Below are 14,306 nucleotides of genomic sequence, written 5' to 3' on the forward strand. Positions count from 1 at the left end.
GACGCATGCGACCCGATCTGTTCCCCACTGTTGTCAAAGGACTGGCATGGCCTGGATTACCGACCACAAGATCCCGGTAGGAGATGCGGCGGAAGCCGTCTTCGACTGGATGCAGGACCACATGGGGTGGTTCTTCGACGGGCTCGCCACCGTGATGGAATGGATCATCGACTGGGTCGAATACATCCTGCTGGCCCCCAACGAATACATCGTCATCGCCGCCTTCGTGGCGCTGACCTACGCGCTGCAGCGCAACTGGAAGACCTGCCTGCTCGTGCTGGTCGGGTTTCTCTTCATCCTCAACCAGAACTACTGGAAAGAGACGATGCAGAGCATGGCGCTCGTGCTGTCGTCCTGCCTTGTCTGCATGGGGATCGGGGTGCCGATCGGGATCGCGCTGGCCCACCGGCCGCGGCTTTACCGGTCCGTCGTGCCGGTGCTGGACCTGATGCAGACCCTGCCGACCTTCGTCTATCTGATCCCCGCCATCGTGTTCTTCGGCATCGGGACCGTCCCGGGGCTGATCGCCACCGTCGTCTTCGTCCTGCCTGCCTCGATCCGGCAGACGCACCTCGGGATCTCGCGCACGCCGACCTCTCTGGTCGAGGCAGCGCAGTCCTTCGGTGCGACCGGCAATCAGCTGTTGTGGAAGGTGGAGCTGCCCTCTGCCACGCCGCAGATCATGGCGGGGCTGAACCAGACGATCATGCTGTCGCTGTCGATGGTCGTGATCGCCGCCCTCGTGGGGGCGAACGGCCTCGGCGTGCCGGTGCTGCGCGCATTGGGACAGGTGAACACCTCGCTGGGTTTCGAATCCGGCTTCATCATCGTCGTGGTGGCCATCATGCTTGACCGCACGCTGCGGGTGACCCGCAAATGAGCGCCGTGGAGTTCGACAACGTCTCGATCGTCTTCGGTGACGATCCGGACAGCGCGCTGCCCCTGATGGACAAGGGCATGGAACGGCCCGAGATCCGGGCGGCCTGCGGTCAGGTGCTGGGCGTCCATGACTGTTCCCTGACCGTCGAGGAGGGCGAGATCCTCGTGCTGATGGGGCTGTCCGGGTCCGGCAAGTCGACGCTGCTGCGGGCTGTCAACGGCCTGAACCCGGTGGCGCGCGGCGACGTTCGCGTCAAGACGGGCGACGGCATGCGGTCGGTGACGCAGGCGGACAGGAAGACCCTTCGCAACCTGCGCCTGCACGACGTCGCCATGGTGTTCCAGCAGTTCGGCCTGCTACCGTGGCGCACGGTGCGCGACAACGTGGGCCTCGGCCTTGAACTGGGGGGACAGTCGGCATCCAGGCGACGCGCCCGGGTCGAGGAGGAGCTGAAGCTGGTCGGTCTGGCGGACCGCGCCGATGCGCTGGTGGGCGAGCTGTCCGGCGGCATGCAGCAGCGGGTGGGACTTGCACGCGCCTTCACCACCGACGCGCCGATCCTGCTGATGGACGAGCCCTTCAGCGCGCTCGATCCCCTGATCCGCACGCGGCTGCAGGACGAACTGCTGGACCTGCAGAAAGACCGGGGCCGGACCATCGTCTTCGTCAGCCACGATCTGGACGAGGCTTTCAAGATCGGCAACCGGATCGCGATCATGGAAGGCGGGCGAATCGTCCAGGTCGGCACGCCGCGGGACATCTTCACCAATCCGGCGAACGACTACGTGGCGGAATTCGTGGCCCACATGAACCCGCTGGGCGTGCTGACGGCACGCGACGTGATGACCGCGGGTGACGCGACCGGAGAGCAGGTCACCGCGGAAACGCCGGTGCAGGCGATCATCGACCGGATCGCGCCGGGCCAGACACTGGTGGTGATGGAGGGCGACAGGGCGATCGGTCAGATCACGCAGGCCTCGCTGCTGGCACGCCTCGGCGGTCGACACAAACCGACCGCCGGCTGAGCCGGGGGGATTTTTCTCGAAAAATCGGACACGCCGGATTTTCCGCGAAAATCCGGCGTTCAGCTCGCGGCGTAGGCGGCCATGACGTCGTCGGAGGCTTCGACGTTCGTCGTCACGTTCTGGACGTCGTCGTCGTCCTCCAGCGTTTCGACCAGCTTCATCAGCTTCGTCAGCCCTTCGAGGTCCATCTCGGTCTGCATGTTGGGCAGCCAGATCAGCTTGGTACTTTCCGCCTCACCCAGCGCCTCTTCCAAGGCAGTCGACACCTCGTTCAGGTCGGTCGGTGCGCAATAGACCACGTGGTTGTCGCCGTCGGACTGGACGTCCTCGGCACCCGCCTCGATCGCGGCCATCATCACCGTATCCTCGTCACCGACGGAGGCCGGATAGACGATCTGACCCTTGCGGTCGAACATGAAGCCGACGCTGCCGGTCTCGCCCAGGTTGCCGCCGTTCTTGGTGAAGGTGGAGCGGACGTTGGACGCGGTGCGGTTGCGGTTGTCGGTCATGGCCTCGACGATGATCGCGACGCCGTTGGGGCCATAGCCTTCGTAGCGGATCTCGTCGTAGCTCTCGGCGTCGCCACCCACGGCCTTGTTGATCGCGCGTTCGATCACTTCCTTGGGGACAGAGGACTGCTTGGCCTCCTTCACCGCGAGACGCAGGCGCGGGTTCTTGTCCGGGTCCGGATCACCCATCTTGGCGGCGACGGTGATTTCCTTGCTCATCTTGGAGAACAGCTTGGCGCGCAGCTTGTCCTGACGCCCCTTGCGGTGCTGGATGTTCGCCCATTTGGAATGCCCGGCCATGGCGTTGATCCTTCTTGCTCTGTCCGTGATTGCGGGCTGCTATAGCGCAGGCACCCCCTGCCCCGCAAGCCTGCGGCTTACAGCGGATAGATGATCGGAATGACCAGCGAACAGATGACCGCAAGCGACAGGTTCAACGGCACGCCGATCCGCAGGAAGTCGGCGAACTTGTAGCCGCCGGGCCCGTAGACAAGGGTGTTGGTCTGGTAGCCGATTGGCGTCGAGAAGCTGGCCGAGGCCGCCATCATCACCGCGATCACCAGCGGGCGCGGGTCGACGGACAGGGCCGAGGCGAGGCCGATCGCGATGGGTGTCATGACGACCGCGACGGCGTTGTTGGACACCAGCTCCGTCAGGATCATCGACAGGGCGTAAACCGCGAAGACCACGACGTAGGGCGGCAGCACGGTCATGTAGGGCGCAAGAGAGCCCGCGATGATCTCGACGGCGCCCGATTCCTCCAGTGCCGCGCCCACCGCCAGCATCGCGAAGATCAGCGCCAGCAGGTGCCCGTCGATGGAGGAGAAGGCCTCGTCCGCGTCGATGCAGCCGGTCATCAGGACGACGACGGCGCCGAGGAAGGACAGCTGCAGGATCGGCGCCACGTCGAAGGCCGCCAGCACCACCACCGCCAGCATGACGCAGATGGCGATGGGCGCGTGGCTGCGGCGGTAGGCCCGGGCGGAAGGTTTGGACACGTCGGCAAGGTTCATGTCGGCGGCGAGACGTGCGATATCTTCGGGCGCGCCTTCCAGCAGAAGGGTATCGCCGACCTTGACCACCAGATCGTCGAGCTGGCGGCCGATATTGCGGTCGCGGCGGTGGACGGCAAGGGTGTAGACGCCGTAGCGGCGCCGCAGGCGCATGGCGCCGAGGCTGCGGCCCACCATCCGACATTCGGGAGAAATCAGCACCTCGACCGTCGACGTCTCTACCGCCGAGACCTGATCGACGCGGCGCAGTTCCCGCGTCGCCTGCAGCGACAGCAGTTCGGTCATCGCGGTACGCAGCACGACGCGGTCCCCGACCTCGAGCGTGACGCTTTCGAGGTCGCGCCGCAGCGAGGCATCGCCGCGGATCACGTCGATCAGGCGCACGCCCTCGCGCTTGAAGAGCTGGACAGTCAGCACCTCGCGGCCGATCAGGTTGCTGTCGGGCGGAATCACCGCCTCTGTGAAGAAGCGCATCTTGGACCGGTCCGACAACATGGTCGCCATGCTGGCGCGGTCCGGCAGCAGGCGGTTGCCGAAGAGGATCAGGTAGCCCATCGTCCAGACCGCGATCACGAGGCCGATCGGCGTCACCTCGAAGATGCCGAAGGGTTCCAGACCAGATTGCCGCGCCACCCCGTCGACCACGAGGTTGGTCGATGTACCGATCAGCGTCAGCGTGCCACCGACGATGGACCCGTAAGACAGGGGGATCAACAGCTTGGAGGCCGACATCTTCAGGGTGCGCGCCATCTGGACGAAGACCGGCAGCATCACCACGACGACGGGCGTGTTGTTCACGAAGGCCGAGGCGGAGACGACGAAGCCCATGACGCCACCGATCGCCTGCCTGGGGTTCCGCTTGGCCGCGCGCTCGGCCAGTTGCGTGACGTAGTCGAGCGCACCCGTCCGCACCAGCGCGCCCATGATGATGAACATCATGGCGATGGTCCAAGGCGCCGCGTTCGACAGCACATCGACCGCGGCGGCATAGGGCAGGATGCCGGTGAACAGCAGGAAGGCCGCGCCCAGCATCGCCACGACCTCGGTCGGGAAGGTCTCTCTCATGAAGAGCGCGAACATCACGGCCAGCACCGCCAGCGTGACGATGGCCTGATGCTGCGTCAGGATGGCAAGGTCGATCATCGCGGGTCTTTCAGGTTGACGGCGTGCCACTTTCGCCGTTTGCGACGGCGGGCGCAACAGGGTCACGGGGTCTGACGAGGGTCAGGCCAGCCGCCATCAGCGCCAGCGCCGCCCAGACCCAGAGGGAATAGCGCTCGCCCAGCAGCAGCATGGCCCAGAGCACGCCGAAGCCGGTGACGAGGTAGGCCACCTGCCCCGCGAAGGTCGCCCCGGCGCGGCCGACCAGCCAGACATAGGTGGTATAGACCACGATATTGATCAGCGCGGCGGCCAGCAGCGTGGCGTCCTGCAGGACGAATGGCGGATGGGGGACGAAGAACTGGCCCGTGGCCCAGGCCAGCGGTCCGGCGATCAGCGCACCGGTGACGCTGGCACCGAAGAGCACCTGCACCGGGTCGAGCCCGGCCGTGCCCCAGCGGGCGACGCCGTTCGCCTCGACCGCGTAGCAGAAGGGCGCGACGAGGGCGAGCGGCAAGACCGCGACCATCGCCCTGTCCGGCAGCGCCGCCTGCGGCAGCGCGATCAGCGCGACACCACCGAGGCCCAGCAGGAGCCCCGCCAGACGCGGGGCCGAGAATCGATCGACGCCGAGGACCAGCGCGATGGGAAAGGCGAACATCGGGACCGAGGCGATGACGATGGACATGATGCCCGACGGCAGAGTGGCGGCGGCGCGGAAGCTGGCGGAATTGGGCAGCACGGTGCCCATCACCGCAATGAAGAGCCAGACCATGAGGGCGGACGGCACCACGGGAATCCGGCCCAGCCTGCGCCACAGCAGCGCCCCGAGGACGACCGCCCCGATCGCAAGTTGCCAGAAGACGAGGCCGAGGGGCTGATAGCCCCCGGAGACCGTGATCTTGGTCAGTGGTTGGGTCATCCCCCAGCCCGCGCCGAGGGCCATCAGCAGCAGTGTCAGCCGCAGGCGTTCGTTCACGTGGCGGGACCTGACGGGGACAGGCGCCCGCCCTGCCGCACCATGGTGCAGGTCACGGCCCGCCCGGTGCGGTCGTCGGTCTCGACATACAGGCCGGACAGCGTCGCCTCGCCCTCGCCCGGGGTAAAGCGGCCCTTGGGCATGCCGGTGATGAAACGGCGCAGGGGCTCTGCCTTGTCCATGCCGATGACGCTGTCGTAATCGCCGCACATGCCCGCGTCGGACTGGAACGCCGTGCCGCCGGGCAGGACCATGGCATCGGCGGTGGGCACATGGGTATGGGTGCCGACGACGATGCTGACGCGGCCGTCGCAGAAATGACCGACGGCCATCTTCTCGGACGTCGCCTCGCAGTGGATGTCGACCAGCGAGGCCTGCACCTGACCGCCCATGGGATACTGCTTCAGCACTGCATCGAGGGCCGAGAAGGGATCATCGAAGGGCCGCTTCATGAAGACCTGGCCCAGCGCCTGCGCGACCAGCACGCGGCGTCCGCGGGCGTCGGTAAAGACGCGTGCCCCGGCACCCGGTGCCGATTTCGAGAAGTTCAGCGGCCGGATGATGCGCGGCTCTTTCTCGATGAAGCTGAGCATGTCCTTCTGGTCGAAGGCATGGTCGCCCAAGGTGACGACATCGGCGCCGGCGTCGAGGATACCCTTCGCATGGTCCGGCGACAGTCCCGCCCCGTTGGTGGCATTCTCGCCGTTCACGACGACGAAATCGAGCTTCCAGTCGGTCCGCAGACGGGTCAGATGGTCGGTGATGGCGCTGCGGCCGGCGCGTCCCATGACGTCGCCCAGGAACAATATTTTCATGGCCCCCTGTTAGGGGCTGGGCGAAAAATCTTCTAGAAGATTTTTCGGTCTCCGATTTTTCTAGAAAAATCGGCTAGCGCCAGCGGTCGCAAACGCCGCTTTCGGTGACGATCATGTCAAGTGGCTGATCCGTGGGCTCCAGCGGCAGGGCCGCGGCCTCTTGCGCAGCGAAGGCATAGCCGATCGCCAGCACGGGGCCGGTGCGCCGCAGCGCCTCGAGCGTGCGGTCGTAGAACCCGCCGCCGTAGCCGAGGCGTCCGCCACGGGCATCGAAGGCGACGAGGGGCACGATCAGGATCCGGGGCACCATTGCCGTCCCGTCCGCCGGGACTGCGGTGCCGAAGGTGCCGGGCACGATGGCCCCATCCGGCGTCCATGTTCGGAAGCTCAGCGGCAGGCCGGCGCCGTGGATCACGGGTACGCCGACCGGGCCGTGGGCCGCCGCCTCTGCCATTGCGGGCAGCGGGTCGATCTCTGTCCGCATCGGCAGATAGCCGGCGAGCGGCAGGCCGCGATAATTGGCCAGCACCGCAGTCAGATGACCCGCCTGCGGGCCGCTCGCGGCATGGGCCACGGCGCGCCGGCCCAGCGCCGCCTTGCGGGCGGCGGCCTTCGCGTCGGTCAGAGAAGCCATATCGCCGCGAGTCCGAGGAAGGCGAAGAAGCCGACGATATCCGTGACCGTGGTGACGAAGGCGCCGGAGGCAAGCGCCGGGTCCACGCCCATGCGCTCCAGCACGATGGGCACGCCGGTGCCTGCCAGACCCGCGACGACCATGTTGATGACCATGGCGCAGCCGATCACGATGCCCAGCATCGGCGAGCCGAACCAGACCACGCCGACGATGCCCATGACGACGGCAAAGAGCATGCCGTTGATCAGGCCCACCAGCACCTCACGCCGGATGACGCGCCAGACGTTCGATCCGGTCAGATCGCGGGTGGCCAGCGCGCGCACGGCGACGGTCAGGCTTTGGGTGCCGGCGTTGCCGCCCATAGACGCCACGATGGGCATCAGCACGGCAAGGGCCACGAGGGAGGAGATCGTCCCCTCGAAGAGCGAGATCACCAAAGAGGCCATGATCGCGGTAAAGAGGTTCACCGCCAGCCACGGCAGACGCTGCTTTGTCGTCTCGATCACCCGGTCGGACAGCGACCCCTCGCCCACACCGGCGAGGCGCAGAAGATCCTCCTCGGCTTCCTCTTCGAGGAAGGCCATGGCGTCGTCGATGGTGATGACGCCGACGATGCGGTCGTCGTCATCCACGACGGGGGCGGTGATCATGTGGTAGTGGTTGATCGCCTGGGCGACTTCCTCCACGTCCTGTTCGACATGGAAGGTGCGGAAGGTGTCTTCCATGATGTCGCGCAGTTTCGTGCCGCGCGGATGGCTGAGGACGCGGCCCAGCGTGACGTAGCCCACCGCCTTGAGCCGCGGATCGACGAGGATGATGTGGTAGAACTGGTCCGGCAGCACCACGTCGGACCGCAGGAAGTCGATGGTGTCGCCTACAGTCCAGTGTTCCGGCGCGCGCACCAGCTCCACCTGCATGTGGCGGCCGGCGGATTCCTCGGGGTAGGACAGCGACTGTTCCACCACGACCCGGTCGCCGGGGTCGAGGGCGTCGAGCACCGCCTCCTGCTGTTCCTCGTCGAGGTATTCGACGAGGTCCACCACATCGTCGCTGTCCAGATCGCGCACGGCGTCGGCCAGTTCGGCAGGGGCCAGAGAGGCGATGATCTCCTCGCGCAGGCGCTCGTCGAGTTCCGACAGGATCTCGCCGTCGAGGCCCCCTTTCCACAAGGTCAGCAGCTCGCGCCGCTGCCGGTCGTCGATCAACTCGATCAGGTGGGCGATGTCCGCGGGGTGCAGCGGTTCGAGAAGCGCCGAGATATCCTCGACATTGCGGTCGTCGATCGCCTGCAGGACGTCGCTGACGACGCGGTCGGTGATGCCGAAGGCTTCGTCGTCGGCGTCGGCGACGTCGGGGATCGTCTGGTCGTCGGTCATGGCGGTCCCCCGGGATGTGTTGCGAGGGGCAACATAGACGGTCCATGGCCCACCACAACCGCGTTGCGGCCGATTGTGGACGCGGGCGCGGAACCATAAGGTGCGCGCATGGAAAAACATCTTCTTCTTGGCCAGACGCTGGCTTTCGACGGCAATGCGATGCACGACTGGCAGGGGGCTGTGCGGCACGACAGCGCGGGCGGCGTGCTGGTGCAGGACGGCCGGATCGTCACGACCGGCCCGGGCGCCGCGCTGCGGTCCGATCACCCGGATGCCGCGGTCACGGACTACGGCGACTCGCTGATTACCGCGGGCTTCGTCGATGCGCACATGCACTATTCCCAGACGCCGATGATCGCGTCATGGGGCAAGCAGCTGATCGACTGGCTGAACACCTATACCTTCCCGCAGGAGATGCGGCTGGCGGACGCGGATTATGCCCGGCAGGTCGCGGACACCACGCTGGATCTTGCTCTGGCGCATGGCACGACAACGGTGTGCAGCTTCTGCACGATCCATCCGGGCAGCGTCGACGCGTGGTTCGCGGCGGCAGAGGCCCGCGGCATGGCCGTCGTCGGCGGCAAGACCTGCATGGACCGCAACGCGCCCGAGGGGCTGCGGGATACGGCACGAACGGCCTACGACGACAGCAAGGCCCTGCTGGACCGCTGGCACGGGCGGGGGCGCGCGACCTATGCCATCACGCCGCGGTTCTCGCCCACATCGACGCCGGACCAACTGGCGGCGCTCGGGGCGCTCTGGGCCGAGCGGCCCGAGGTCCTGATGCAGACGCATCTGTCAGAGCAGTTGCCGGAGATCGACTGGGTGCGCGGTCTGTTTCCGCAGGCGCGCGACTACCTCGACACCTACGAGGCTTTCGGATTGCTCGGGGCGCGCGGCCTTTATGGTCACGCGATCCATCTGGAACCGCGCGAGACCGAGCGGCTGCAGGAGGTAGCGGCCGCCGTCGTGCATTGCCCGACGTCGAACACCTTCATCGGATCGGGGCTGTTCGACATGGCGGGGCTGGCGGCGCGGGGCCTGCGGATCGGGCTGGCGACGGACACGGGGGGTGGATCCAGCTTTTCGATGCTGCGGACGATGGCCGCCGCCTACGAGATCGGCCAGTTGCGGGGCACGGCACTGCACCCGGCGCAGCTGCTGTGGCTGGCGACCGAAGGTTCGGCACGCAGCCTGCACATGGGTGGCCGGATCGGCCATCTGGGTGCGGGGGCCGCGGCGGATCTGGTTGTGCTCGACCTCGCCTCCACCCCCGCGATCGCGCAGCGCGCGGCACAGGCTGGCGATATCTGGGACGCTGTGTTCCCGACGATCATGATGGGCGACGATCGGGCGGTCCGCGACACGTGGGTCGCGGGCCGCAGGGTCTTGCGTCAGGGAACGCAAGGCATCAGCAGGACCACGACCCAGACGTCGGCGCCGCGCCCGGACCGGTCGGCGGCGTGGCCGAAGCCGTAGTTCGCATAGCGCGGGTTCAGCAGGGTCTTGCGCTGGTCCGCGTTCGACAGCCAAGAGGTGATCGCGGCGGAGTCGGAGGGGAAGCCCTGCGAGATCACCTCGCCCGCCGGGCAGTCGGACACGCCCGCAGCCTTGATCCGCGCTGTGGCCTTTGCGCCGGTGGGGGTGCCCATCATCAGCTTGTCCCCCTGTGCCAGGTCCGCCGCATATTGCGCGGCAACCCGGTCGAGGCCGCTGTTGGACACGAGCGGCCCGGCGCCCGCATCCGTCCGCGCCTTGTTCAGGGTCGCGTCGACCGTCGCGGATTGCGGCGGCGTCTGGCCCAGCCGCACGACCGGCTGGCCGTCGATGGGCTGGCCCGCGGGGCTGAGCGGCACGACGATCGGGATCGGCACCGGAACGCAGGCCGACAGGAATCCGGCCGCAAGGGTGGAGAGGGCAAAAGCGCGAATTGACATCGAGGGCACCTGTCATGCTGGGGTCTGGTTTCATAAGCGCCGCAACAGGGGGCCGCTGTCAACCGGCGAGTGCCAGCGCCAGCCGCCGCTGCCGGGCCGCCAGCGCCCCGGTCTCCACCGTCGTCATCCGCCCCTGCGCCACGACCTGCCGACCCTCGACAAAGAGGTCGCGCACGTGGGTCGGTCCGGCAAGGACCAATGCCGCGGCATCCCAGCTGCCTGCGCTGTCGATACCGGACACGTCCCAGACCGCCAGATCGGCACGCTTGCCTACGGTGATCTGCCCCAGATCGTCACGGCCCAGCACGGCGGCACCGCCGCGCGTGGCCAGCCGCAGGGCGGCGCGTGCGCTCATGCTGTCGGCACCGTAAGCCACGCGGCTCAGCAACATGGCCTGACGCGCCTCAGATATCAGGTTTCCGCTGTCGTTGCTGGCCGATCCGTCGACGCCAAGGCCGACATTGACGCCCGCATCCCGCATCCGCCGGACCGGCGCGATGCCGGAACCGAGCCGGCAGTTCGAGCAGGGGCAATGACTGATCCCCGTGCGGCTGCGCGCGAAGAGGTCGATCTCGCCTGCGTCGAGTTTCACGCAATGGGCGTGCCAGACGTCCGCCCCGGTCCACCCCAGATCTTCCGCGTATTGTCCGGGGCGGCAGCCGAAACGGGCCAGCGAATAGGCGACGTCCTCGTCATTCTCTGCCAGGTGGGTGTGCAGCATGACACCCTTGTCGCGGGCCAAGAGGGCCGTGTCGCGCATCAGCTCGCGGCTGACCGAAAAGGGCGAACAGGGTGCCAGACCCACGCGCACCATGGCGCCCGGGCGGGGATCGTGGAAGGCGTCGATGACCCGGATGCTGTCCTTCAGGATCTTAGATTCCGCCTCTACCAGGCTGTCGGGAGGCAGGCCACCTGCGGATTCGCCGATGCTCATCGACCCGCGGGTGGGGTGAAACCGCAGACCGACCTCTGTCGCGGCGGCGATGGTGTCGTCCAGCCGCGCGCCATTGGGGTAAAGGTAGAGGTGGTCGGACGTGAGCGTGCAGCCCGACAGCGCCAGTTCGACGAGGCCGGTCAGGGCCGAGGAGAACATCTCCTCCGGTCCGAAGCGGGCCCAGATCGGGTAGAGCGTGCGCAGCCAGCCGAACAACAGCGCGTCCTGCGCGCCGGGCACGGCACGGGTCAGCGACTGATAGAGGTGGTGGTGGGTGTTGATCAGACCCGGCGTCACGACGCAGCCGGCCATATCGTGCACCGTGCCGGTGGTGGCCAACCCCTGCCCTACCGCCGCGATGACGCCGTCGCGGATCAGGATGTCGGCCCGCGCCAGTTCGGTCCCCGCATCGTCCATGGTGACGACGACATCGGCGCCGCGCAGCAGTGTCTCAGGCATCGACCACGTCCCGCAGGATCAACAGCGCCTGTGCGTGGATGTCGCCGTTCGCGGCGGCGATCACCCGCCCGCCGTGATGCGCAGGTCCGCCCCGCCAGTCCGTCACGATGCCGCCCGCCGCCTGCACGACGCAGATCGGGGCATGGACGTCATAGGGCTGCAGCCCGGCCTCGATCACCAGATCGACCTGGCCGGCCGCCAGCAGGGCATAGCCGTAGCAGTCCATGCCGTAGCGGGTCAGCTGCATGCGCGACGCAACGGCGTGAAAGGCGCGGCCCTCGATGTCGGTGCCGACCTCGGGAAAGGTGGTCAGCACGATCGCACTGTCGAGCGGGCGGCCGGGGCGTGTCGCGAGTGGACGGGCCCCGTGCGGGCCGCGCACCTCGGCCTGACCGAAGCCGCCGATGAAGCGTTCCCCGATGAAGGGCTGGTCGATCAGCCCGAACAGCGGTCCCGTGGCATCCGCGACGGACACCAGAACCCCCCATGTCGGCGTGCCGCACAAAAAGCCGCGGGTGCCGTCTATCGGGTCGAGGACCCATGTCAGGCCGCTGCTGCCGTCGGTAGCGCCCATCTCCTCGCCAAGAATGCCGTCGGAAGGGCGTTCGCGACTGATGACCGCGCGCATCGCGGCCTCTGCCGCCCGGTCGGCGGCGGTGACGGGGTCAAAGCGATCCTGTCCCTTGTCGTCCGCCATCAGGCCGGCGGTGCGGAACAGGCGCAGGGTTTCGGGTCGTGCGGCATCCGCTACAAGATGGGCGACGCGGACCAGATCCGCCTTCAGTTCGTCGTTCACGTCAGCGTCCCCGGCCCGTGCGGCCATCTGTACCAGTCCGGCCCGACGTTAGCGCCTTCCGGGTCGAATGGAAACGGCGAACCGCGGCGCGCAACCCTGGCGTGCCACGGTTCGCCCCGGTCAGGCGGCTTCGCTCAATACCCGGGCCAGGTCAAAGAGCCGGCGGCGCTGGTGTTCGGGGATCGCATAGTAGGAGCGCAGCAGATCCAGCGCCTCCTTGTCGGCGAGGATGTCGCCCGGCAGGTCGCCGGTCTTGGGCGCCGTGGCGACGCCGTTGTCGAGCCCTTCGAAGAAGAATGCGACGGGTACGCCGAGGACGTTCGCGATATCCCACAGCCGAGAGGCACTGACGCGGTTCATCCCGGTCTCGTACTTCTGGATCTGCTGAAACTTGATGCCGACGGCCTCTGCCAGCTGCTGCTGGGTCGTGCCGTTCATCCAGCGCCGCTGACGGATCCGCTTGCCGACGTGAACGTCTACTTCGTGCTTCATCTATCGTATCCTTGCAATAAAAGGGAGGCTCGTTAACGACATTGACGGAACGCGCGCCTTCGAACGGACCCGATGGTGTCGAACGTAGCTACCAATATCTGGTGCCATGGGGTATCCCATTGTAATCGAAACACGCAACGGTTGCACGTCATTGCCTTGACTAAAGGACAGTTTTGCCGCGGCACCATTAGCCAAAAGGCCAAATCTGACGCTTGGTCAGGTGCTTAAGGGGATAACTTGACAAATGAAAGCCGTTTCGGCCGGATAAGGCGAAATTTCCATGGCGAAAGGTTGCTCATCCCATGCGCGCGTTTCAGGTTCAATCCTTCACCGCTCCACCGCAGATCGTGACCTGTCCCGTCCCCGTCCCCGGACCGGGTGAGGTCGCGCTGCGGATCGGAGCCTGCGGCATCAATTTCGCGGACATGCTGATGGCGCAAGGAAAATATCAGGACACGCCGCCCCTGCCCTTTACCCTCGGGATGGAGGTCTGCGGCACGGTGACGGCTCTGGGCGACGGGGTGACGACACCCCCCGTGGGGACCCGCGTCTGCGTCTTCGGTGGTCGGGGCGGCATGGCGGAAACGGGCGTCTTTCCGGCGGTCCTCTGCCGGCCGGTGCCAGACGACATGCCGGATACGGTCGCGGCCGGGTTCCAGGTGGCCTACGGCACCTCTCACCTCGCACTGACCCGGCGGGCGGGCCTGCGGCGGCGCGAGACCCTTCTGGTGCTGGGCGCGGCGGGTGGCGTCGGGCTGACCGCGGTCGAGATCGGCAAGGCACTGGGGGCCACTGTGATCGCGGTCGCCCGCGGCGCCGACAAGCTGGAGGTCGCCCGCAAGGCCGGCGCCGACTACCTGATCGATTCCACCGATGGCGACCTGAAGGCCCGTCTGAAGGCGCTCTGCGCCGGAATCGGTGGCGTCGACGTGGTCTACGACCCGGTCGGCGGCGATGCCTTCATGGCGACCCTGTCCGTCTGCAATCCGGAGGCGCGCGTGATCGCGATCGGCTTTGCCAGCGGCACAGTGCCGCAGATCCCGGCCAACATTCTACTGGTCAAGAATATTTCCGTGATCGGATTTTATTGGGGCGGCTACCTGAAGTTCCACCCGGAGGCGCTGACCGAAAGTCTTGCGGAATTGATGAAATGGTACGCACAGGGGCTCCTGCATCCCCACATCAGCGAGGTTCTGCCGCTGGACCGCGCGCAGGAGGGGCTCGACCTTATCGCATCGCGCGCGGCGACCGGGAAGGTCGTCATCACGCCGTGACCCTTGCGGCACCCGAAAGATGATGCGGCAAGCGGTCTTCGGCATGCGGCGGCCTCTTGATATGCAAGGCATCCGTCCCGAT

At 67.0% G+C, this 14,306-nt stretch carries 14 protein-coding genes; 4 read left to right on the forward strand and 10 right to left on the reverse strand.

Annotation, left to right across the window (positions count from 1 at the left end):
• The first annotated feature begins 46 nt into the window (after positions 1 to 46).
• Both choW and choV read left to right on the forward strand, forming a co-directional pair.
• A complete protein-coding gene (gene choW / locus BUA54_RS13145) occupies positions 47 to 880 on the forward strand; it encodes a choline ABC transporter permease subunit (protein ID WP_072857717.1) in 834 nt (277 codons plus the stop codon).
• Entirely contained in the window at positions 877 to 1,905 is a 1,029-nt protein-coding gene (gene choV / locus BUA54_RS13150; protein WP_072857718.1) for a choline ABC transporter ATP-binding protein, read from the forward strand. The genes choW and choV overlap by 4 nt, the downstream gene beginning before the upstream one ends.
• Before the next feature lie 59 nt (positions 1,906 to 1,964).
• On the opposite strand, the gene BUA54_RS13155 is transcribed toward choV, so the two are convergent.
• From BUA54_RS13155 to mgtE, 6 genes are all read right to left on the reverse strand, one after another.
• Complete coding sequence (locus tag BUA54_RS13155; protein ID WP_072857719.1) at positions 1,965 to 2,714, reverse strand: YebC/PmpR family DNA-binding transcriptional regulator; 750 nt, start codon at positions 2,712 to 2,714, stop codon at positions 1,965 to 1,967.
• A gap of 77 nt (positions 2,715 to 2,791) precedes the next feature.
• Complete coding sequence (locus BUA54_RS13160; protein WP_072857720.1) at positions 2,792 to 4,570, reverse strand: SLC13 family permease; 1,779 nt, start codon at positions 4,568 to 4,570, stop codon at positions 2,792 to 2,794.
• Between the two features lie 10 nt (positions 4,571 to 4,580).
• Entirely contained in the window at positions 4,581 to 5,507 is a 927-nt protein-coding gene (locus tag BUA54_RS13165; protein WP_245810670.1) for a DMT family transporter, read from the reverse strand.
• The gene (locus BUA54_RS13170) at positions 5,504 to 6,322 is read right to left on the reverse strand and encodes a TIGR00282 family metallophosphoesterase (RefSeq protein WP_072857721.1); all 819 of its coding nucleotides are present in this window, start codon (positions 6,320 to 6,322) and stop codon (positions 5,504 to 5,506) included. The genes BUA54_RS13165 and BUA54_RS13170 overlap by 4 nt, the downstream gene beginning before the upstream one ends.
• Positions 6,323 to 6,395: 73 nt before the next feature.
• Positions 6,396 to 6,956 (reverse strand): 5-formyltetrahydrofolate cyclo-ligase, encoded by a 561-nt coding sequence (locus tag BUA54_RS13175; RefSeq protein ID WP_072857722.1) that lies wholly within the window; start codon positions 6,954 to 6,956, stop codon positions 6,396 to 6,398.
• Positions 6,944 to 8,332, reverse strand: coding sequence for a magnesium transporter (mgtE, locus tag BUA54_RS13180; RefSeq protein WP_072857723.1), 1,389 nt, complete (start codon positions 8,330 to 8,332; stop codon positions 6,944 to 6,946). Before mgtE ends, BUA54_RS13175 begins: the two co-directional genes overlap by 13 nt.
• 108 nt (positions 8,333 to 8,440) lie before the next feature.
• Here mgtE and guaD point away from each other — a divergent pair, with 108 nt between their 5' ends.
• A complete protein-coding gene (gene guaD, locus BUA54_RS13185) occupies positions 8,441 to 9,811 on the forward strand; it encodes a guanine deaminase (RefSeq protein WP_084114398.1) in 1,371 nt (456 codons plus the stop codon).
• Here the strand turns inward: guaD and BUA54_RS13190 are convergent.
• The 4 genes from BUA54_RS13190 to BUA54_RS13205 form a co-directional block, all read right to left on the reverse strand.
• A complete protein-coding gene (locus tag BUA54_RS13190) occupies positions 9,727 to 10,269 on the reverse strand; it encodes a CAP domain-containing protein (protein WP_072857724.1) in 543 nt (180 codons plus the stop codon). The two genes, guaD and BUA54_RS13190, sit on opposite strands and share 85 nt — an antisense overlap.
• Before the next feature lie 58 nt (positions 10,270 to 10,327).
• Entirely contained in the window at positions 10,328 to 11,662 is a 1,335-nt protein-coding gene (locus BUA54_RS13195) for an 8-oxoguanine deaminase (RefSeq protein WP_072857725.1), read from the reverse strand.
• Positions 11,655 to 12,485: an inositol monophosphatase family protein gene (locus BUA54_RS13200; RefSeq protein WP_072857726.1), complete on the reverse strand. Its 831-nt coding sequence runs from the start codon at positions 12,483 to 12,485 to the stop codon at positions 11,655 to 11,657. The genes BUA54_RS13195 and BUA54_RS13200 overlap by 8 nt, the downstream gene beginning before the upstream one ends.
• A gap of 93 nt (positions 12,486 to 12,578) precedes the next feature.
• A complete protein-coding gene (locus BUA54_RS13205; protein ID WP_072857727.1) occupies positions 12,579 to 12,950 on the reverse strand; it encodes a helix-turn-helix domain-containing protein in 372 nt (123 codons plus the stop codon).
• Positions 12,951 to 13,252: 302 nt separating this feature from the next.
• Here BUA54_RS13205 and BUA54_RS13210 point away from each other — a divergent pair, with 302 nt between their 5' ends.
• A complete protein-coding gene (locus BUA54_RS13210; RefSeq protein WP_072857728.1) occupies positions 13,253 to 14,224 on the forward strand; it encodes an NADPH:quinone oxidoreductase family protein in 972 nt (323 codons plus the stop codon).
• Positions 14,225 to 14,306 lie beyond the last annotated feature (82 nt).

It is taken from the genome of Loktanella atrilutea (genome assembly GCF_900128995.1).
Classification (GTDB): Bacteria; Pseudomonadota; Alphaproteobacteria; order Rhodobacterales; family Rhodobacteraceae; genus Loktanella; species Loktanella atrilutea.